Source organism: Micromonospora sp. NPDC005707, from assembly GCF_040631005.1.
In the GTDB taxonomy this organism is placed as follows: domain Bacteria; phylum Actinomycetota; class Actinomycetes; order Mycobacteriales; family Micromonosporaceae; genus Micromonospora.
In genome coordinates this window covers 120,370-139,285 of record NZ_JBEXYR010000008.1, presented here as the reverse complement: position 1 = coordinate 139,285, position 18,916 = coordinate 120,370, and the positions used below count along the sequence as shown (strand labels likewise).

Genomic DNA, 18,916 nt, shown 5'->3' with positions numbered 1-18,916 from the left:
CCTGCGGCAAGGCCCAGCGTGGTCCGTGCCGGTCGCCGCGACCGGCACGAGGAGACGCGACCGGCGCGAGGAGGATGGGCCTGTGGAGCTGCTGACCATCGGGGCGTTCGCCCGCGCGGCGCGCCTGACGCCGAAGGCGCTGCGGCTCTACGACGAGTTGGGGCTGCTGCCGCCCGCCGCCGTCGACCCGCACTCGGGCTACCGGTACTACGCGCCGGCCCAGCTCGACCGCGCCCGGCTGATCGCCGCGCTGCGCCGGGCCGGCATGCCGCTGGTCGAGATCCAGGCCGTCTGCGGCCTGCCGCCGGACGCCGCCGCCGAGGCCGTCGACGCCTGGTGGCGGCGGGTCAGCGCCGACACGGCAGCCCGCGGTCGCACCGTCGCGCTCCTCGTCGACCAGCTCACCGAGAGGGGCACCACCATGTCCGACACCACCTTCCGGTACGCCGTCCGCTGCGAGACCGGCACCGTCCGGGACTCCAACGAGGACACCGCGTACGCCAGCGGGACACTGCTCGCCGTGGCGGACGGTATGCGGGGCCCGGGCGGTGCGGCCGCCAGCACCGCCGCCGTGGACGCCCTGCGGCCGCTGGAGCCGGCCGACGCGCCGGACACCGAACTGCTCGCGGCGCTGGCCGACGCGGTGGGCGCCGCCGACCGGGCGGTACGCGCGCACGCCACCGACGACCACCAGCCGGTCACCACGCTCACCGCCGTCCTGCGGCGCGGCACCCGGCTGGCCCTGGTGCACGTCGGGGACACCCGGGCGTACCTGCTGCGTGGCGGCGAGCTGTCCCGGCTCACCCAGGACCACACCTACGTCCAGTCGCTGGTGGACCAGGGGAAGCTCAGCCCGGCCGAGGCCGGGGCGCATCCGCAGCGGGCCCTGCTGGCCCGGGCGCTCGGGGCCGGGGTCGAGGTCGAGGCGGACCTGGCGCTGCGGACCGCCCTGCCCGGCGACCGCTACCTGCTCTGCTCCGACGGGCTCGCCGCGGTGGTCGACCCCGAGGCGTTGCACGCCGCGCTCGCCGGGGCCGACGACCCGGAGACCGCCGTCGGGCGCCTGGTCGACCTCGCGTACGACGCGGGCGCTCCCGACAACATCGCCTGCGTGGTCGCCGATCTCGTGGAGGCGTAGTCGGTCGACCCGGGTCGGCCTGTCCGACCCGGGTCGTACCCTGGCGATCATGCGAATTGGCATCGTGATCCTGCCCGACCAGCGCTGGTCGGACTCGCGGCGGCGCTGGCGGCAGGCGGACGAGTGGGGCTTCGACCACGCCTGGACCTATGACCACCTGGGGTGGCGCGACCTGGTCGACGGCCCCTGGTTCGACTCGATGACCACGCTGACCGCCGCCGCGACGGTGACGTCCCGGATCCGCCTCGGCACCCTTGTCGCCTCGCCGAACTTCCGGCACCCGGCCGCGTTCGCCCGGCAGGTGACCGCGCTGGACGACGTCTCCGAGGGGCGGGTGCTGCTCGGCCTCGGGGCCGGCGGCATCGGTTTCGACTCGGCGGTCCTCGGCGGGGAGACCCTGCCGCCCCGGCAGCGGGTCGACCGGTTCGCCGAGTTCACCGAGCTGCTCGACCTGATCCTGCGGGAGGACGGCACGACCTGGCGCGGCGAGTGGTTCGCGGCGGTCGACGCGCGGAACAATCCCGGCTGCGTCCAGCAGCCCCGGGTGCCGTTCGTGCTCGCCGCGAACGGGCCCCGCTCGATGCGGCTGGTCGCCCGCTTCGGGCAGGGCTGGGTGACCACCGGTCTCGGCGGCGACGACCTGGAGAGCTGGTGGTCGACGGTGGCGGAGCTGTCCGCCCGGCTGGACGCGACGCTGGAGCAGGCGGGGCGCGATCCGGCCACCCTGGACCGCTACCTGTCGCTGGACTCGGCGCCGGTCTTCTCGCTGCGCGACGCGGACCTCTTCGCCGAGCAGGTCGCCCGGGCCGCCCGGCTGGGCTTCACCGACGTGGTGACCCACTGGCCCCGGGCCAGCAGCTGGTACGCCGGCGACGAGGCGGTGCTGGTCCGGGCGGCCGAGCTGCTGCCGGAGCTGCGCCGGCTCTGACCGGTCAGGTGCCGAGGTCGCCCGTGCTGATGCCGCCGTCACCGGCGGAGACCAGCCGGAACCGGATGCAGACCACCTGGCTGTCGTCGTCGACGGGGAAGCCCACCCGGGCCCAGTAGCGGCGGTGGCCCTCGCGCCACTCCTCGATGGACCGGTCCCCCTCCCCCTCGGAGCGGGCGAAATCCCAGGACACGTCGGCGAAGCGGACCACCTCGACGTCGGTGACCTCGACCACGCCGATCAGCTTGTCGTCGTCGTCCACCAGGACGAGGCGCTCGCCGACGTGCTCCAGCTCCTCGTTCTCGGTGGCGTACTCGTCGGTCAGCAGGCCGGCGGTCGCGGTCTTCACGCCGGAGAGCACGAGGGTGTTGAGGGTGGTGCGCAGCTCGCCGGGCGTGCCGAGGGCGAGGGTGCGGAGTCCACCGATGCGGGGCCACATCCTGCCGAGGCTAACCGCCGGCCGCCGGCCCGTCGCGGGATTTCGCCCGCCCCACGAGCCGGGGTCGGCGACGCCGTCGAGGACCTCCTCAGAGGAGCTGGCCGGCGTAGCCGGCGGCGGCCAGCACTTGGGCGTCACCGGTCGCCGCGTGCGCCTCCAGCACCGCGTCGGCCAGCTTCACGACGTGCTCGTCGCCGTGCCGGGCCGCCCGGGCGAACACCTCCGCCGGCTCACCCGCCGCAACCGCCGGCGTGGGGGCCGGTGTGGGTGGGGCGTACACCGAGGTCACGGCGGCCGTTGCCGACCAGGCCGCGGCGAGGCTCGGCGCCCAGAGCGCCGGATCCAGGGCCGGCAGGGTACGCAGTACCGCGGTCGGCGCGGTCACCGCGTGCACCAGCATCACGGGGTTGCCGTGCCCGAACCGCAGATAGTCCAGCGCGGTCCGGTGCACCAGTTCGGTGAGGGTCCGCTCGGCTCCGGCCGGGTCGGCGGGTGGGCGCAGCGCCGTGACCGCGGCGGGCCATTCCGGTACGTCGGTCAGCCGGCCCAGCCGGTTCCGGATCCCGCCGGTCTGCGCCGGGATCCGGGGCACCGCCTCGAGCGCGGCCGGCACGTCCGACCGCCCGGTGAGCGGGCCGGCGCCGGGCACGGGCTGCCAGCGGGCGGCCCAGTAGCCGAGCGCCTGGCCCAGCTCGGCCAGCCGCTGCGGGTTCTCCCCGTCGGTACGCAGCACCCGCACCGCGTGCCCGACCCGGATCACCCCGTGGGTGGCCCCGGCCGCGATGCCCGGCAGCAGCCGCGGCCACCAGTCGCCGAGCACCTCGCGCCAGGGGCGCTCGCGCAGCTCCCGGTCGAAGTGGGCGAGCCAGTCGCCCGCCCGTTTCGGGTCGCCCAGGGCGGCCCGCCAGTCGTCGACCGGCCGTAGCCCGCGAGGCAGCTCGTCCAGCCGGCGCAGGTAGTCGTCGAGCCACCGGTGCACGCGGGGGCCGTGGCCGTGGCGGACCAGCGCCTCGACCGCCATGGGTCCGTGGTTGGAGAGCCAGCCCGCGAACTCCGGGCCGGTCCGGTGCAGCCGTTGGTACGCCTCGTCGAGGATGCCGTCGTCCATGCGTCGATCCTCGGAGTTGAAGCTCCCTTCAGGTCAACCCTCAGGGCAACTGGTCCCCGGTGAGCAGGGCGCGCAGCCCGAGCCGCTCGGCGACCGGCGCCGGACAGGTCGCGACGAGCGCGGCCGTCCCGACGAACTCGGCCCCGCTGTCCCGGACGAGGTGGTGCAGCGCGTCGAGCTGCGCCCCGGTGGCCACCCAGTCGTCGGCGAGCAGCACCCGGTCGCCGGGGCCGAGGCGGCGGGCGTCCACGCCGATCCGGAGCTGCCGGCCCCGGTAGTCGGGGGGTGTGTCGGCCCAGCGCATCGGCCCGGGCCGGCGCCGCTCCCCGCCGTCCTTGTACGCCGGCACGAACCCGGCGCCGGCGGCCACCGCGACCAGCGGGCCGAGCAGCAGCCCGGTCACCTCCGGGGCGATCACGACGGTCGGCCGGGCGGCCGGGAACAGGCCGGCCAGGGCGGGCCCGACCCCGGCCAGCACCTCGGGATCGCGCCACCAGGCGGAGAGGTCGCTGACCAGATGGCTGCTCCCCGGGCCGGGGTCGACCCAGTGGAACAGCTCGACCAGGCGTCGGCTCAGCACGCCCTCCATCCTGGGGCACCGGTGCCAGACCGTGGCGCACCGGCCCCGGCCAGCGCTCATTCGTCCGTTCGGTGGAGTGGTGCTGGCTTGATCGGCTACACGTACCAGGGTAAATGCGGGCATAGCACCATGATCACGTTGACTTCCGAAGTGCTTCTCTCGTTACGGTCCGAGCCGGTTTGTTCAGCTAAGGAAAGGACCGGGCGGTGGCTGGTAGGCACCTTCGTACCCGCAAGTTCTCCTCGCCGGCCGGCATCGCCGCCACCGCGGCCGTCGGCGTGGTGCTCGCCGTCGGCGGCACCGTCGGCGCGGTCCAGCTCACCTCGGCCGAGCCCGCCACGGCCCCGGCCGCGGTCGAGGCCCTGCCCAGCACGCTCGCCCCCACCTCGGCGTCGCCCTCCGCCTCGCCGAGCGCGTCACCGAGCCTCAGCCCCTCGCCGAAGGCCACCCCGAGCCCGACGGCGACCCGGACCCAGGCGGCGTCCCGGAGCAAGACCCGGACCGCGAGCCCGAAGCCGACCGCGAAGAAGACCGCCTCCGCCGCGAAGGTCGTGAGCAGCGGCTCCTGCGGCGCGTCCTTCTATGACGAGGGGCAGATGACCGCGAACGGCGAGACGTTCAACCCGGACGCGCTGACCGCCGCGCACAAGACCCTGCCGTTCAACACGAAGGTCCGGGTGACCAACCCGGCCAACGGCAAGTCGGTCGTGGTCCGGATCAACGACCGCGGCCCGTACATCGACGGCCGGTGCATCGACCTCTCCCGGGCCGCCTTCGCCGCGATCGCCTCGACCGACCTCGGCGAGCTGACCGTCAGGTACGAGGTCCTCGGCTGACCGGGTGGCCGGCGGCGATCGGGCCGGTGAGGGGAGCCGGCCGGCCAGAACATCCTCGGACGACGGGCCAGGTTCATTCACCCGTTCACGTCCATCAGGCATGCTGTCCGGTGTACGCACGCAACCCTTCCAGTCGGGCCGCGGCCCGCTGAGCCCCGGATCCCGCGCCGGCCTCGGCGCGGCCCTCGCGCTGCTCGCGATCGTCTCCGCCGTCGAGCTGGCCGACGGGCGGCCGGCGCACTACATCGCGCTCATGGTGGCCGCCCCGTTCCTCGCCGCCGCGCTCGCGTCCTGGCGGGTGGTGCTCGGGGTGGGCCTGCTCGCCACCGGGATCGGGGCCGCGTTCGCCCTCGCCGAGCAGACCATGTCGCTGGTCACCGCGGTCAACGTGGCCGGCATCGCGCTGGCCACCGCCATCGCCGGCGCCGTGGCGGGGGTCCGCGAGCGCCAGTCCGAGCGGATCGCCGAGTTGTCCCGGCTCGCCTCGGTCGCCCAGCAGGCGGTGCTCCGGTCGCTCGGCCCGCAGGTGGGCACCCTGGCGGTGGCCGCACGCTACATCTCCTCCACGGCGACCGCCGAGATCGGCGGCGACCTGTACGAGGCGATGGACACCCCGTACGGCGTCCGCATGATCATCGGTGACGTGCGCGGCAAGGGGCTGGACGCGGTCCGGCTGGCCAGCATCGTGCTGGGCTCCTACCGGCACGTGGCGTACGAGCGGGCGGACCTGCGCGCCGTGGTGACCGACCTGGACCGGGCGGTGGCCCGCAACGTGGGCGACGAGGACTTCGTCACCGCCGCGCTGGTCGAGGAGCGGGGCGGCACCCTCACCATCGTCAACTGCGGCCACCCGCCGCCGCTGCTGCTGCGCCGGGGCGCGGTCATCCCGCTCGAACCGCCGGCGCCCGCGCCGCCGCTCGGGTTCATGCCGGTGGTCCGGCCCCGGGTGGAGCGGCTGGAGCCGGGCGACCGGCTGCTGCTCTTCACCGACGGGCTGGGCGAGGCGCGACGGGACGGGGAGTTCTTCCCGACCGCCGATCGGGCCTGGCGGCTGCTCGGCCACGGCACCGTGGCCGACGGTCTGGCCTCGCTGGAGACCGCCCTGGTCGAGTGGGTGCACGGCCGGCTCGACGACGACATCGCGCTGGTCCTGATGGAGTACACCGGGCCGCGCAGCGCCGCCGCCGCGCCCGTGCCGAGCTGGGAGGTCGGCGCGGCCGAGGGCTGAGCCGGCGGTCACCATCGGGTGAACCGGAAGTGTGTAATCGCTGTCACTTCCGAGATCGGCTTGTCGTTGGCTACCGGCGAGTAATACAGTCTGGAGTTACTGATCGGTAACACCTGTCCGGAAGCGGGGCCAGCGAGCATGACCCACTACAAGAGCAATCTTCGGGACCTCGAGTTCAACCTGTTCGAGGTCTTCGGGGCGGACCGGACGTTCGGCCAGGAGCCGTACACGGACCTGGACGTCGACACCGCCCGCAGCTTCCTCTCCGAGGTCGACCGCCTGGCCCGCGAGGACCTGGCCGCCAGCTACTCGGACAGTGACCGCAACCCGCCGGTCTTCGACCCGGCGACGCACACCGCGCCGCTGCCGGAGTCGTTCAAGAAGTCCTACCAGGCGTTCATGGACTCGGAGTTCTGGCGCCTGGACCTGCCGGAGGCCCTCGGCGGCACCAACGCCCCGCGCGCCCTCTGGTGGTCGCTGGCCGAGCTGGTGCTCGGCGCCAACGCCCCGATCTGGATGTACGCCTCCGGCCCGTCCTTCGCGCACGTGCTGCACGTCGAGGGCACCGAGCAGCAGAAGAAGTGGGCCCGGCTCTTCATCGAGAAGCAGTGGGGCTCGACCATGGTGCTGACCGAGCCGGACGCCGGCTCGGACGTCGGCGCCGGCCGCACCCGCGCCGTCCCGCAGCCGGACGGCTCCTGGCACATCGAGGGCGTCAAGCGCTTCATCACCTCCGGTGAGCACGACCTGACCGACAACATCGTCCACTACGTGCTGGCCCGCCCGGTCGGCGTCGAGGGCGTCGGCGGTCCGGGCACCAAGGGCCTGTCCCTCTTCGTCGTGCCGAAGTTCCACTTCGACGAGGAGACCGGCGAGCTGGGCGAGCGCAACGGCGTCTTCGCCACCAACGTCGAGCACAAGATGGGCCTGAAGGTCTCCAACACCTGCGAGGTGACCTTCGGCGAGCACGGCGTGCCGGCCAAGGGTTGGCTGCTCGGCGAGAAGCACGACGGCATCCGGCAGATGTTCATGATCATCGAGTACGCCCGGATGATGGTCGGCACCAAGGCGATCGCCACCCTGTCGACCGGCTACCTCAACGCCCTGGAGTACGCCAAGAACCGGGTGCAGGGCGCCGACCTGGTCCAGCAGGCCGACAAGGCCGCCCCGCGGGTGACCATCACGCACCACCCGGACGTGCGCCGCTCGCTGCTCATGCAGAAGTCGTACGCCGAGGGCCTGCGCGCGCTCGTCTGCTACACGGCCACCTGGCAGGACCGGGTCGCGGTCGCCGAGGCCGCCGGTGACGAGAAGGCCACCAAGCTGGCCAAGCGGGTCAACGACCTGCTCCTCCCGCTGGTGAAGGGCGTCGGCTCGGAGCGGGCGTACGAGCTGCTCGGCCACGAGTCGCTGCAGACCTTCGGCGGCTCCGGCTTCCTGCAGGACTACCCGCTGGAGCAGTACGTCCGGGACGCCAAGATCGACACCCTCTACGAGGGCACGACCGCGATCCAGAGCCTCGACCTGATCTTCCGGAAGATCGTCCGGGACAACGGCAAGGCCCTCATGGCGGTCGCCGGCGAGATCCAGGAGTTCATCGCCTCCGAGGCCGGCAACGGCCAGCTCAAGGAGGAGCGGCAGGCGCTCGGCAAGGCGCTCGGCGAGATCCAGAACATCCTCGGCGTGATGATGGGCTGGCTGACCGAGGCCCAGGGTGGCGACGCCCGCGCCCTCTACAAGGTCGGCCTGAGCAGCCGCCGGTTCCTGCTGGCGGTCGGCGACCTGGTGGTCGGCTGGCTGCTGCAGAAGCAGGCGGACGTGGCGCTGAAGGCGCTCGGCGGCGAGGTCTCCGCCACCGACAAGGCGTTCTACACCGGCAAGGTGGCCGCCGCCCGGTTCTTCGCCCGCGAGGTGCTGCCCCGCATCGGCGCCGACCGGCGGATCATCGAGGGCACCGACCTGGAGATCATGGACCTCCCGGAGGAGGCGTTCTGATCCCCGCTGGGGCGATTCGACCCTGACGACCGGCGGCCGGCGAGCGCACAGCTCGCCGGCCGCCGCCGTGTTTTCACCCCGTGGCCGGTAGGCCTGCCGCGTGGCGGGTAACCGTCGCGGACCACGACAGGGCACGCCCAAGGGCCACCGCACGGGGGAGTGCAGCGCACATGGGCATTGGCAGCGCAATCTTTCTCATCGCGCTCGGCGCGATCATGACCTTCGCCATCCGGGCCAACGTCTGGTGGATCGACCTGCGCGCGGTCGGCTGGGTGTTCATCCTGGCCGGGCTGGGCGTGTTGCTCACCACGCTCTGGTTCTGGCAGGACCGCCGCAAGCGGGCACGCACGCTCATCGTGGAGGAGAACCGGCTCTCCCACCCGACCGCGATGATGCCCCCGCCGCCGGACCCGCCGCCGCCCACGGCCCCGCCGTCCTGACCGGCTGAGCCCGCCGCCCGGCGGGCTCAGCCGCGTGCGGTGTGCCGGGCGGTGATGGGTGCCCCGCCCGGCCCGAGCTCGGCCCATCGGGTGGTGGGCCGGTGCACGACCAGGTCGGTGGTGCGCAGCCCGTCCGGATCTGCCCGTTCGGGGTCGAGCAGCGCGGAGAGCAGCGAGATGCCCGGATTGTGGGCGATCAGCAGCACGGAACCGGCCTTCGGGTCGACCGCCCGGACCACGTCCAGCAGGACGTCCGGGTGCGCGTCGTACGCGGCCGGCTCGTAGCGGACCACCGGCGCGGATCCCGCCGGGCCCCCCTCCGGCGGGGATCCCGTCGCGCCCAGCGCCAGCCCGTGCCAGGTCTGCCGGGTCCGCCGGGCGGTCGAGCAGAGCACCACGTCGGGGAGGAGCGCGTGCCGGGCCAGCCAGGCGCCGGCCGCCGCCGCGTCGGCGTGCCCCCGTGCGGTCAGCGACCGTTCCTCATCCGGGATCTCCTCGGACTGCTCGGCCTTGGCGTGTCGCAACAGCACCAACGTCCGCTGCTGGTTCCTGCCGTCCGTCATGCGCTCAGCTTGCCTGATTGGCGATCTCGGCGCCTGGGTATGTCGATGTGTGCCGCTACCTGAGCCATGGCCGCGGCGGGCAGGAAACGCCAGCAGGACGCCAAGGAGGCGACGTCATGGGCATCGGTGCCAGCATCTTCCTCATCGCGCTCGGCGCGATCTTCGCGTTCGCCATCGACGCCAACCTGGGATGGCTGAACCTGAACGTGGTGGGGTGGGTGCTCATGCTCGCCGGAGTGGCGGGCCTGATCACCACGCTCTACTTCTGGAACAGCCGCCGCCGGGTGGTGGCCGCCCCGGTGCGGGAGCGCGTCGTCGCCGAGCCGGTCGTGCCGGTGCAGGACGACCGGGTCGTGCGCGAGGAGTACCGCGAGGTGCGCCGCCCGGGCTCGGGCTACCCGGTCTGACCCGCGCCACGAACTGTCGAGGGCCCCGCGACGGCGCGGGGCCCTCGCCCGTCTTCCGGACCGGCGGCGATCAGGCGAACAGCGCGAAGTAGATCGCGATGTGGTGGCAGATCGCCGCGACGAGCGTGCAGGCGTGGAAGAACTCGTGGTGGCCGAAGACGGTGGGCCACGGGTTCGGCCGGCGCAACGCGTAGAAGACCGCGCCGACGCTGTAGATCGCCCCGCCGACCGTCAGCAGCACCAGGGCGGTGACGCCGCCGGCGTGCAGGATCTCCGGCAGCATCGCCACCGCGACCCAGCCGAGCGCCAGGTAGAGCGGGGCGGAGACCCAGCGCGGCGCGTGCGGCCAGATCAGCTTGATCGCCACCCCGGCCAGCGCCCCGCCCCACACCAGGCCGAGCATGATCGTGGCGTGCCGGGTGTCCAGCAGCAGCGTGCAGAACGGCGTGTAGGTGCCGGCGATGAACACGAAGATCATCGAATGGTCCATCCGGCGCATGATCTGGTAGCCCCGCTCGGACCAGACCCGGCGGTGGTAGAGCGCGCTGGTGCCGAAGAGCCCGCACACGGTCAGGCTGTAGATCAGGCAGCTCACCAGCGGGGCCCAGCCCGGGCGGATGGCGGCGATGGAGCACAGCACGAGGCCGCAGACCAGCGCGGCGAAGAACGCGTAGGTGTGCAGCCAGCCGCGCATGCGGGGTTTCCCGATGTCGGCCGGCTTGAGCCGGAGCGGTGCGGAGGTGGTCACGCCAATCAGGTTACGACACCGTAGGTTACTTGCAAGTAGTGTGGACCGTCACGGCCGCCGACGCGAGGATGACGAGATGCGGATCCGGCCCGTCGGCGCGCACGCCCTGCTGCTCGACTGCGACGGCCCCGAGCAGGTCGAGGCGTGGCGGGCCGAGCTGTGGCGCCGCCGCGCGGCCGGCGACCTGAGCGCCGTCGAGATCGTCCCGGCGGCGGCCACCGTCCTGGTCGACGGCGTGCCGGACCCCGGGGCCGCCGCCGCGCGGATCGCCGGGTGGAGCCCCGCAGACGTGGCCACCACCGCCGGCGCCGCCGAGGTCCGGGTCCCCACGGTGTACGACGGCGCGGACCTGCCCGCCGTCGCCGAGCACTGGGGCGTCGACGTGCCCGCCGTGGTCGAGCGGCTGCGGGGGACCGAGTTCCGGGTGGCGTTCTGCGGCTTCGCGCCGGGGTTCGCGTACCTCACCGGGCTGCCGCCGGAGCTGGCGGTGCCCCGGCTCGCCACCCCGCGTACCCGGGTGCCGGCCGGCTCGGTGGCGCTGGCCGGCCCGTACGCGGGGATCTACCCGACCGCCTCGCCCGGCGGCTGGCTGCTGGTCGGTCGGACCGACCTCGTCCTCTTCGACGTGCACGCCGACCCACCCGCCCGGCTCACCCCGGGCACCCGCGTCCGGCTGGTGAGCGCGTGATCGAGGTGCTCCGGGCCGGTGCCCTCACCACCGTGCAGGACCAGGGCCGCCCCGGCTGGGCCCACCTCGGCGTGCCCCGCTCGGGCGCGCTGGACCCGGCCGCCCTGCGGCTGGCCAACCGGCTCGTCGGAAACCCCGAACACGCCGCCGGCCTGGAGATCACCCTGACCGGCTGCGTGCTGCGGTTCGGCCGGGCCGTCACGGTGGCACTCACCGGCGCGGCGGTGGACGTGCTGGTCGAGCACCGGCCCGCCGAAGTGCCGACCGGTGGTGCCCGTCCGGCCGGGCACCGGTGCTCCGGCGTGCCCTTCGGCGTCGAGCGGCGGCCCGGGGACACGGGCCGGCCGCTGTCGCTGCCCGCCGGGGCGACCCTGCGGGTCGGTCCCGCCCGCGCCGGGGTGCGCAGCTGGCTCGCCGTCTCCGGCGGGATCGCGGTCGAGCCGGTGCTCGGCAGCCGGGCCACCGACACGCTCTCCGGCCTCGGCCCGCCCCCGCTGCGCGACGGCGACTGGCTGCCCCTGGGCGCACCGACGGGCCCGCCCGCCCCGGTGGACCTCACCGTCGACCCGGCCGTGCCGGCCGCCCTGCGGCTGGCCCTGCGCCCCGGCCCCCGGCAGGACTGGTTCACCCCCGCGGCGCTCGACCTGCTGCTCCGCACCGCGTACGCGATCAGTCCCGCCAGCAACCGCGTCGGCGCGCGACTGGCCGGCGCGGCCCTGCCCCGCGCGGTGGCCGGCGAGCTGCCCAGCGAGGGCCTCGTCCTCGGCGCGGTGCAGGTGCCGCCGGACGGCCAACCGCTGATCTTCCTGGCCGACCACCCCACCACCGGCGGATACCCGGTCATCGGGGTGGTCGAGGACGTGACCCCGCTCGCGCAGGCCCGCCCAGGGACTACGGTGACGTTCCATGGACCTCAACGCTGACCTCGGTGAGGGATTCGGCATCTGGCGGCTCGGCGACGACGAGGCGCTGCTGGGGCTGGTCACCTCCGCGAACGTCGCCTGCGGCTTCCACGGCGGTGACGCGTCCACCATGCACCGGATCTGCGCCGCCGCCACGCGGCGCGGGGTCGCCGTCGGCGCCCAGGTCGGCTACCGGGACCTCGCCGGATTCGGCCGGCGGCACATCGCGTACGACTTCGCCGTCCTGCGCGACGAGACGATCTACCAGCTCGGGGCGCTGGACGCCTTCTGCCGGCTGGCCGGCACCCGGGTGCGCTACCTCAAGCCGCACGGCGCGCTCTACCACGCGGCCGCCTGCGACGAGGTCCAGGCCGCCGCGCTGGTCGCCGCGGTCAGCGGGTACGACCACGAGCTGCCGGTGCTCTGCCCGCCCGGCTCCGTGCTCGCCCAGCTCGCCGTGGGCGCGGGCCTGCGGGTGGTAGCCGAGGGCTTCGCCGACCGGAACTACCTGCCGAACGGGCATCTGGTGCCCCGGAGCGCGGCGAACGCGCTAGTCACCGACCCCGACGAGGTGGCCACGCGGGCGGTGCGGATGGCCACCGAGCGGACCGTCGTGGCGGTCGACGGCAGCGTGGTGCCCTGTCCGGCCGAGTCGATCTGCCTGCACGGCGACACCCCGGGCGCGGTGCGCTGCGCCGAACTGGTCCGGGCCGCCCTCATCGACGCCGGGGTCACCCCGACCCCGTTCGCGTGAAAGAAAGGGCCCCCTCCGGTAGCGGAGGCCCTTCCTGACGTCTGGGCGGGGTTCAGCCTTCGTCCAGGCCGCGCAGCACCAGCGGCAGGCGGCTCGACCCGCCGGGCACCACGCGGACCGGGACGCCCCAGTCCTGGCGGGTGAGGTGGCAGGCGGCGTGCTCGACGTCGGCGTCGCAGGTGGCCGCCTGGGCGGTCACCTGGAGCACGCCCTCCGCCACATCGCCGCTGAGCACCAGCCGGCGGGACAGGTCCGTGCTCGTCCCGGCCCCCTCGACCAGCAGCTCCGGCGGCGACGCCGAGACCACCACCCGGGTCGACGGCCCGTACGTCTCGTCCAACTTCTGCCCGGGCGCGGGCGTGAAGATCACGTCGAGGGTCAGCTCGCCGGCCGCCACGTCGGTGGGCTTGCGCTCCAGCTTGTGCCGCGGGCCGTCCACGGTGTTCGCGCCCGCCGCGGTCAACGCGCCCGGGGCCAGCCGGGTCAGCCGGTGCGCGGCCGACTCGACCACCAGCACCTCGCCCTCGGCGGTGAGCACCAGGTCGCTCGGCTCGGCCAGCCCGTCGGCCACCGTGGCGACCTGCTCGGTCTCCGGGTCGAAGCGGCGCACCGCGCCGTTGTAGGTGTCCGCGATCAGCACCGAACCGTCCGGCAGCGCACACACCCCCAGCGGGTGCTGGAGCAGCGCCCGGTCCGCCGGCCCGTCGACGTGGCCGAAGTCGAACAGGCCCTGCCCGACGGCGGTGCCCATCACGCCGTTCTCCACGTAGCGGACGGCGCTAGTCTCGCTGTCGGCGACCCAGAGCCGGGCGCCGTCGGCCGAGACGGAGAGGCCGGAGGGCTGGGCCATCCAGACGTCCGGCAGCGGGCCGTCCCGCAGCGCCTCCACCGTGGTCCCGGCGTACATGCCGGCGGTCCGCTTCGCCGGGTCGAACCACCAGAGCTGGTGGATGCCGGCCATCGCGACGATGACGCGGTCGTCGTACCAGGCGACGTCCCAGGGGGAGGAGAGGTCGACCGAGCGGGCGTCGTGCGAGTGGTCGTCGACCGTCGAGCGCCACTGGCGCCCGGTGCCGGCGACCGTGACCACCTCGCCGGTCTCCAGCTGCACGCCGCGCAGCAGGTGGTTGACGGTGTCCGCCACGACCAGGTCGTAGCCGGCCAGCTCGGCCACCTGCGGGGGCAGCAGGCAGAGCCCCTGCGGCTCGGAGAACGTGGCCTCCCCCGCCGGGCCGTCGGCGTGACCGCGGTCGCCCGTGCCGATCCGCCGGACCACGGTCTCCCCGTCCGGGGCCAGCTCGACCAGGGAGTGCCGGGCCGAGTCGGAGACCAGCAGGTTGCCGCCGTCGAGCACCACGGCCTTGCCGGGGAAGCGCAGCGCCGTCTCCGGCTCGGCCAGCGGCACGTACGGGCCCTCGCCCCGGTGCAGGGTGCCCTTCGCCTCGTGGGTGGCGATCAGGTCGTCGATCAGCCGGACCAGCCCCTCGGCGTGCCCCTCGCCGGCCATGGTGGCGACCACATAGCCCTCGGGATCGACCACCGACAGGGTCGGCCAGGCCTTCGCCGCGTACTGCTGCCACATGTCCATCTCGGGGTCGTCGAGCACCGGGTGGTGCACGCCGTACCGCTCGACGGCGGCGGCGAGGGCCGCGGCGTCCTTCTCGTGCTCGAACTTCGGCGAGTGGACCCCGATCACGACCAGGACGTCGCCGTACTTCTCCTCGAGCGGGCGCAGCTCGTCGAGCACGTGGAGGCAGTTGATGCAGCAGAAGGTCCAGAAATCCAACAAGACGATCTTGCCGCGCAGGTCGGCCAGGGTGACGTCCTTGCCGCCGGTGTTCAGCCAGCCCCGGCCGCGCAGCTCGGGGGCCCGTACTCGTGCGCTCATGCCCCCATCGTGCCGCACCGCCGGCGGCCGCCGGCCCGATGGGGCGGTGAAGAGCGACACCTTCCGGCGATCACCCGTCGGAGCGGCTCCGCCAGCGGGCCACCAGGTCCTCCTGCCGGGCCGGGGCGCCGGGGAGCGGGGCCTCGACGGGATTGTGCAGGGCCTGGAGCAGCAGGGTGAGGTAGCGGTGCCGCAGCGCGGCCCCGCGGTCGGCGCCGGGGAGGTCGACCAGCATGACGGTCTCCAGCAGCAGCACGATGTCGGCGCCGCTGACGTCGTCGCGCAGGTCGCCGGACCGGCGTACCCGGTCGAGGAGCGTGTCGGCCAGTTGGGTCGCCCGTTCCGCCATGCGGCTCAACTCCGGGGTGGGGGCGAACGTGCCGGCCAGCCGCTGCGCGAGGGCCTGGCCGCCGCCCTCGACGACCCGGTGCAGGCAGGTGACGTAGGCGTCCCAGGGTGGCGCCTCGGCGGAGAGAGCGTCCTCCAGGTCGGCGATGTAGCGGGCCAGGCCGTCGGCCGCGAGGGCGCGCAGCAGGTCCTGCTTACTGGGGTGGCGCCGGTAGAGGGCGCTGATGCCGACGCCCGCACGGGCGGCCACGGCCGAGACGGGCGCGTCGGGGTCGGCCAGGAAAACCTCGCGGGCGGCGTCGAGGATGCGGGTGTCGTTGCGGGCCGCCTGGGCGCGGCGGCCGCTGAGCGGGCCGGTCTCGGGTTCGGACATGGGTCGACGATAGCAGTGGAACGGATCGTTCCGTTCTGTTAAGCTTGAACGGAACGAAACATTCCGTTCCACGAAAGGACCGGCCTCGTGAGCTTCCCCGTCCTCACCACCGCTCTCGACCTCCTGCGCCGCGCCGCCGAGGGGGTGCCGGCCGACCGGCTCGACGACCCGACCCCGTGCGCCCAGTGGACCGTCGGGCAGGTGCTCATGCACGCCGCCGGTGACCAGCACGCGTGGGCGGCGTCCGTCGGCGCCGGCACGATGCCGGCGTACAACCCGTTCGACCCGCCGCGCGGCCACGACGAGGGCGTCCAGAGCGTCGTCCGGAGCGCGGTCGAGGCGGCCACCGCCGTGTGGGCGCGGGTCGACCCGGCGGCCGGTCCGGTCGGCACGCCGCTGCCGCCCGTGCCGACCCTGGACCCCCAGCTCGCCGCCGCGGCCTGCGCGCTGGACGCCGCCATCCACGCCTGGGACGTCGCGGTGGCCACCGGGCAGCCGGCCCCGCTCACCGCCGAGCTCGCCGAGCAGCTCATGCCGGCGGCCCGGGCGACCGCCGAGCCACTGAGCGGATTCGCGTACGCCGCCGCGCTGCCCGCGGAGCCCGGTGCCGACCCGGTGGCCGCCCTGCTGGCCTACCTCGGTCGCGACCCAAACTGGCAGAAGTGACAGACGACGGCGGGGCCACGGATCACCGTGGCCCCGCCGTCGTGGGAGTTGCTACTGGCCGGCCGGCTTGAGGCAGAGCACCCGGTTGGTCCCGTCGCCGGGAAGGACCACCTGGGGCTGCGCCGGGTCGGCGCACTTGTCCTTGCTGTCCACCTTCGACACCACGGTGAACGCCCCCTGCTCGCCGCAGTTGGCCGCCACGGCGGTCGTGCCGGACTGCTTCACGCAGGAACCCACCGCCGGGTCGAAGGCCGCCGGCTTGTCGTCCCCGCCGATCTTGCCGAGCAGGGTGAGCAGGCCGAGCGGCACGGCGAGGATGAGCACCGCGGCAATCAGCACCGCGGCCAGCACCCGGCCGTTGCGCACCTTCGGCGTGGGCGCCTCGGTCTTCGGCTCCGCGTCCGGCTTGAACGCCTCGAAGCGGCCCTGGTCCGGGTCGCCACCGGGAGCGGCCTGCGGCCAGGCCGGCGGGCCCTGCTGGGGCGGCGGCGGGAACGCCGGCGGGAAGCCGCCCGGCTCGCCCATCGGCCCCTGCCCCGGTACGCCGACCGAGGCTCGGCCGCCGGCCGGCCCGCCGAACGATTCACCGGGCCCGCCCGGCCCGCCGAACTGGTCGCGGTGGCCGGGAGGCCCACCGAACGGGTCCTGGTGCCCACCGGGAGCGCCGAACGGCTCGTGGGGGCCGGCGGGGCCGCCGAACGGGTCGTGCGGCCCGCCCGGGCGCTCGCCGTTGTGCGGGTGAACCCCGTTGACCGGCCGGTTGTTGCCCGGCGGGTCAACGAAGGACGGCACGCCGGGCGGGAACGGCGGCGGGGCGGCGGGCGAGGACGGCGGGGCCGAGTGCACCGGGGGCGCGTCGGCGTATCCGTGCTGGCGGTCCGACTCGTCCATCCGGGGGTGCGGGCCCGGCTCGGCGAAGCCGTTCGGGCCGTCCTGCCCGGGCGCCTCCTCCGGCTCGGGACGGGCGGGCCGGCCGTAGACGCGCGGCTGTGGGCCGGGCGCGCCGCTCGTGGGCAGCGGCTGGTCGGCCGGAGGCGTCACCCGGCTGGTCATCGGCACCGAGGCGCTGGCCGAGACGGCACCGCCCTCCGGCGAGGTACGCGGCCCGGGCACCATCGGCCCGGCCGGTGACTGCGGCTCCTCGTGCGCCCGGCCGGCGTCGGCGGCCGGCTCGTACGCCTGCGGGTTGCGGTCGCCCGGCTCGCCGCCCGGGTTGAACGGGGCGTAGTCGGCGGGCGGAGCGGCGGCCAGGGCGGCGCCCGGCACCCGCTGCTCCTGCGGGGGCAGCGGCACCGCATTGGCCGGGGAGATCCCCGGGCCCGGCGCCGGCTGGTAGATCGGACCGTCGTCGGCGCGGGTCGGCTCCCAGCCCGGTGCCGCGGACTGCTCGGGCTGGGCCTCGGCGGCGCGGCCCCAGGCCTCGCCGGGCGCCCACGGCTCGGCCTCCGGGATGGCCGGACGCTCGCGCCCCCACTGCCCCTGGTTGTCCTGGTTGCCGCCCCAGGCGGGCGGCGAGTCGGGGGACGGCACGGACGCGCTGGCCCGGGCGGGCGACTCGGCAGCCGCCGGGACGGCGGCGGAACCCCAGCCGGGCTGCCCCGGCTCGTCCGCCGGACGCTCCGGCTCGCGCTGGTGCGGCACCGACGCGGCACCGTTCCACGCGGTGCCCGGACGCTGCTCGTCGCCCCAGGCGGCCGGCTGCGGCGCCTCGGCGGCGCCGGCGGACCGGCCCGCGGCCCAGCCGCCGGAGCGGTCCGGATCGTCGTCCTGCGCGGCCCGGCCGTTCTGCCAGCGGCCGGAGTCGCCCTGCTCGTCGGCCTGGCCCTGCTGCCAGCGGCCGGGATTGCCCTGGTCCTCGCCCTGCGACGGGGCCGGGGCGCTCTGCCAGGCACCGGCGTGACCCGGGTCGTCCTGGTCCGGCCAGGCGCTCTCGGGCCGGGCGGCGCCCGGGACGGAGACCTTGGCGGCGGCGCGGGCGGGCGGCTCGGTCGGCGACCAGCCCTGCTCGCCCTGCTGGCCCCAGGCGGGCTGGGCGTCCTGCTGCTGGGCGGCGGCCCCGACGGCCCAGCCGCCGGAGTTGTCCTCCTGCGCCGCGCGCCAGCCGCCGGAGCGGCCGGGATCGTCGTCCTGCTGACCGGTCGCCGGGGTCCACCCACCGGGCCGGTTCGCGTCGTCCTGCCCGGCGGGGGTGGCCCACGACTCGTTCGGGACAGTGGCGGGCGCGGGCACCGAGGCGGCGCCGCGGGCACCCGGCTCGCCGGCCTGCGCCCACGCGGGCTGCTCACCGGACGGGGCCGGGGCGGCGCCCCAGGTCGGCCCGCTCTGCTCGTTCGCCCAGGCCGGCGGTGCCGACTCCGTGGCGTTGTCCGGCGGGGCGGCGGCCCAGGCGGGCTGCCCCGGCTCGGCGCCGCGGTGGGGGTTGGCCTGCTCGGGCGCGCCCCAGGCGGGTGCTCCCTGGTCGGGCGCGCCCCAGGCCGGGGCGGACTGCTCCGGAGCGGCCCAGGCGGGCTGCGAGGCAGGGCTCCAGCCGCCCGGCTCGGCCGGCGGCGGCACCTGCGCGGTGGCGCGGCCGGCGGCGGGCTGGTTGCCCGGAGGTGTCCAGGCGGGGGGCTGGTCGTCGGCCGCGGCCCAGGCGGGGGCCGGCTGGGCGGGCCGACCGGCCGGCGGGGGCGGGGCCCAGCCGAGGTCGGGCGCGCCGTACCCGTTGTCCTGCTGCGCCGGGCGGTCGCCGTACGGCACCGGTCCGCCGGCGCCCGGCGACACCTCGCCCGGCTCCTGGCCGGGGCGGTGCGGGGCCTCGGACGTCATGGGTGCGCCTCCTCCATCACATGTCGGCCGCCGATGCCGATCGGGACCGTCGGCATGGCTGCCGGAGTCGCCGGCAGGT

At 75.2% G+C, this 18,916-nt stretch carries 19 protein-coding genes; 11 read left to right on the top strand and 8 right to left on the bottom strand.

The window, feature by feature from the left end; translation table 11 throughout:
• Positions 1-82 precede the first annotated feature (82 nt).
• Positions 83-1,138 carry a MerR family transcriptional regulator gene (locus tag ABZ452_RS18030; protein WP_357943944.1) on the top strand — a complete coding sequence of 352 codons (1,056 nt, stop codon included), beginning with the start codon at positions 83-85 and terminating at the stop codon, positions 1,136-1,138.
• Positions 1,139-1,187: 49 nt separating this feature from the next.
• Positions 1,188-2,066 carry an LLM class flavin-dependent oxidoreductase gene (locus tag ABZ452_RS18025; protein WP_357943942.1) on the top strand — a complete coding sequence of 293 codons (879 nt, stop codon included), beginning with the start codon at positions 1,188-1,190 and terminating at the stop codon, positions 2,064-2,066.
• 4 nt (positions 2,067-2,070) lie between these two features.
• On the opposite strand, the gene ABZ452_RS18020 is transcribed toward ABZ452_RS18025, so the two are convergent.
• From ABZ452_RS18020 to ABZ452_RS18010, 3 genes are all read right to left on the bottom strand, one after another.
• Complete coding sequence (locus ABZ452_RS18020) at positions 2,071-2,505, bottom strand: ASCH domain-containing protein (RefSeq protein WP_313723723.1); 435 nt, start codon at positions 2,503-2,505, stop codon at positions 2,071-2,073.
• Positions 2,506-2,593: 88 nt separating this feature from the next.
• Positions 2,594-3,613 (bottom strand): hypothetical protein, encoded by a 1,020-nt coding sequence (locus ABZ452_RS18015; RefSeq protein ID WP_357943940.1) that lies wholly within the window; start codon positions 3,611-3,613, stop codon positions 2,594-2,596.
• 40 nt (positions 3,614-3,653) lie between these two features.
• Entirely contained in the window at positions 3,654-4,202 is a 549-nt protein-coding gene (locus tag ABZ452_RS18010; protein ID WP_357943938.1) for a phosphoribosyltransferase, read from the bottom strand.
• A 197-nt stretch (positions 4,203-4,399) separates the two neighbouring features.
• On the opposite strand from ABZ452_RS18010, the gene ABZ452_RS18005 reads away from it, so the two are divergent.
• From ABZ452_RS18005 to ABZ452_RS17990, 4 genes are all read left to right on the top strand, one after another.
• Entirely contained in the window at positions 4,400-5,029 is a 630-nt protein-coding gene (locus ABZ452_RS18005; RefSeq protein WP_357943935.1) for a septal ring lytic transglycosylase RlpA family protein, read from the top strand.
• A 100-nt stretch (positions 5,030-5,129) separates the two neighbouring features.
• Positions 5,130-6,257: a PP2C family protein-serine/threonine phosphatase gene (locus ABZ452_RS18000; protein WP_357943933.1), complete on the top strand. Its 1,128-nt coding sequence runs from the start codon at positions 5,130-5,132 to the stop codon at positions 6,255-6,257.
• Between the two features lie 138 nt (positions 6,258-6,395).
• Positions 6,396-8,252, top strand: coding sequence for an acyl-CoA dehydrogenase (locus ABZ452_RS17995; RefSeq protein ID WP_357943931.1), 1,857 nt, complete (start codon positions 6,396-6,398; stop codon positions 8,250-8,252).
• 170 nt (positions 8,253-8,422) lie between these two features.
• Entirely contained in the window at positions 8,423-8,692 is a 270-nt protein-coding gene (locus ABZ452_RS17990) for a DUF6458 family protein (protein ID WP_013283345.1), read from the top strand.
• A 26-nt stretch (positions 8,693-8,718) separates the two neighbouring features.
• Here the strand turns inward: ABZ452_RS17990 and ABZ452_RS17985 are convergent, their stop codons facing one another.
• Positions 8,719-9,255, bottom strand: coding sequence for a histidine phosphatase family protein (locus ABZ452_RS17985; RefSeq protein WP_357943929.1), 537 nt, complete (start codon positions 9,253-9,255; stop codon positions 8,719-8,721).
• Between the two features lie 116 nt (positions 9,256-9,371).
• Here ABZ452_RS17985 and ABZ452_RS17980 point away from each other — a divergent pair, with 116 nt between their 5' ends.
• Positions 9,372-9,662 (top strand): DUF6458 family protein, encoded by a 291-nt coding sequence (locus ABZ452_RS17980; protein ID WP_357332072.1) that lies wholly within the window; start codon positions 9,372-9,374, stop codon positions 9,660-9,662.
• A gap of 70 nt (positions 9,663-9,732) precedes the next feature.
• Here the strand turns inward: ABZ452_RS17980 and ABZ452_RS17975 are convergent, their stop codons facing one another.
• A complete protein-coding gene (locus tag ABZ452_RS17975; protein ID WP_357943926.1) occupies positions 9,733-10,410 on the bottom strand; it encodes a hemolysin III family protein in 678 nt (225 codons plus the stop codon).
• 76 nt (positions 10,411-10,486) lie between these two features.
• On the opposite strand from ABZ452_RS17975, the gene ABZ452_RS17970 reads away from it, so the two are divergent.
• From ABZ452_RS17970 to ABZ452_RS17960, 3 genes are read left to right on the top strand one after another with little or no spacing between them, the layout of a single operon-like run.
• Positions 10,487-11,098 carry an allophanate hydrolase subunit 1 gene (locus tag ABZ452_RS17970; protein ID WP_357943924.1) on the top strand — a complete coding sequence of 204 codons (612 nt, stop codon included), beginning with the start codon at positions 10,487-10,489 and terminating at the stop codon, positions 11,096-11,098.
• Positions 11,095-12,021, top strand: coding sequence for a biotin-dependent carboxyltransferase family protein (locus tag ABZ452_RS17965; protein ID WP_357943922.1), 927 nt, complete (start codon positions 11,095-11,097; stop codon positions 12,019-12,021). Before ABZ452_RS17970 ends, ABZ452_RS17965 begins: the two co-directional genes overlap by 4 nt.
• Positions 12,005-12,754, top strand: coding sequence for a 5-oxoprolinase subunit PxpA (locus tag ABZ452_RS17960; protein ID WP_357943920.1), 750 nt, complete (start codon positions 12,005-12,007; stop codon positions 12,752-12,754). The genes ABZ452_RS17965 and ABZ452_RS17960 overlap by 17 nt, the downstream gene beginning before the upstream one ends.
• 52 nt (positions 12,755-12,806) lie before the next feature.
• Here ABZ452_RS17960 and ABZ452_RS17955 read toward each other — a convergent pair whose 3' ends face one another.
• Together ABZ452_RS17955 and ABZ452_RS17950 are read right to left on the bottom strand one after the other, a co-directional pair.
• Positions 12,807-14,642, bottom strand: coding sequence for an NHL domain-containing thioredoxin family protein (locus ABZ452_RS17955; protein ID WP_357943918.1), 1,836 nt, complete (start codon positions 14,640-14,642; stop codon positions 12,807-12,809).
• Positions 14,643-14,712: 70 nt separating this feature from the next.
• Positions 14,713-15,363 carry a helix-turn-helix domain-containing protein gene (locus tag ABZ452_RS17950; protein WP_357943916.1) on the bottom strand — a complete coding sequence of 217 codons (651 nt, stop codon included), beginning with the start codon at positions 15,361-15,363 and terminating at the stop codon, positions 14,713-14,715.
• A gap of 87 nt (positions 15,364-15,450) precedes the next feature.
• Here ABZ452_RS17950 and ABZ452_RS17945 point away from each other — a divergent pair, with 87 nt between their 5' ends.
• A complete protein-coding gene (locus ABZ452_RS17945) occupies positions 15,451-16,029 on the top strand; it encodes a TIGR03086 family metal-binding protein (protein ID WP_357943913.1) in 579 nt (192 codons plus the stop codon).
• A gap of 51 nt (positions 16,030-16,080) precedes the next feature.
• Here ABZ452_RS17945 and ABZ452_RS17940 read toward each other — a convergent pair whose 3' ends face one another.
• Positions 16,081-18,837: a hypothetical protein gene (locus tag ABZ452_RS17940; protein ID WP_357943911.1), complete on the bottom strand. Its 2,757-nt coding sequence runs from the start codon at positions 18,835-18,837 to the stop codon at positions 16,081-16,083.
• Positions 18,838-18,916: the final 79 nt, after the last annotated feature.

Excerpts from the sequence above, each read along its gene's own strand:
- ABZ452_RS17955 (WP_357943918.1), bottom strand. The coding sequence starts at position 14,642 with ATGAGCGCACGAGTACGGGCCCCCGAGCTGCGCGGCCGGGGCTGGCTG.
- ABZ452_RS18015 (WP_357943940.1), bottom strand. The coding sequence starts at position 3,613 with ATGGACGACGGCATCCTCGACGAGGCGTACCAACGGCTGCACCGGACC.
- ABZ452_RS17940 (WP_357943911.1), bottom strand. The coding sequence starts at position 18,837 with ATGACGTCCGAGGCCCCGCACCGCCCCGGCCAGGAGCCGGGCGAGGTG.
- ABZ452_RS18020 (WP_313723723.1), bottom strand. The coding sequence starts at position 2,505 with ATGTGGCCCCGCATCGGTGGACTCCGCACCCTCGCCCTCGGCACGCCC.
- ABZ452_RS17950 (WP_357943916.1), bottom strand. The coding sequence starts at position 15,363 with ATGTCCGAACCCGAGACCGGCCCGCTCAGCGGCCGCCGCGCCCAGGCG.
- ABZ452_RS18025 (WP_357943942.1), top strand. The coding sequence starts at position 1,188 with ATGCGAATTGGCATCGTGATCCTGCCCGACCAGCGCTGGTCGGACTCG.
- ABZ452_RS18000 (WP_357943933.1), top strand. The coding sequence starts at position 5,130 with ATGCTGTCCGGTGTACGCACGCAACCCTTCCAGTCGGGCCGCGGCCCG.
- ABZ452_RS17985 (WP_357943929.1), bottom strand. The coding sequence starts at position 9,255 with ATGACGGACGGCAGGAACCAGCAGCGGACGTTGGTGCTGTTGCGACAC.
- ABZ452_RS17970 (WP_357943924.1), top strand. The coding sequence starts at position 10,487 with ATGCGGATCCGGCCCGTCGGCGCGCACGCCCTGCTGCTCGACTGCGAC.
- ABZ452_RS18010 (WP_357943938.1), bottom strand. The coding sequence starts at position 4,202 with ATGGAGGGCGTGCTGAGCCGACGCCTGGTCGAGCTGTTCCACTGGGTC.
- ABZ452_RS17990 (WP_013283345.1), top strand. The coding sequence starts at position 8,423 with ATGGGCATTGGCAGCGCAATCTTTCTCATCGCGCTCGGCGCGATCATG.
- ABZ452_RS17995 (WP_357943931.1), top strand. The coding sequence starts at position 6,396 with ATGACCCACTACAAGAGCAATCTTCGGGACCTCGAGTTCAACCTGTTC.
- ABZ452_RS17960 (WP_357943920.1), top strand. The coding sequence starts at position 12,005 with ATGGACCTCAACGCTGACCTCGGTGAGGGATTCGGCATCTGGCGGCTC.
- ABZ452_RS17980 (WP_357332072.1), top strand. The coding sequence starts at position 9,372 with ATGGGCATCGGTGCCAGCATCTTCCTCATCGCGCTCGGCGCGATCTTC.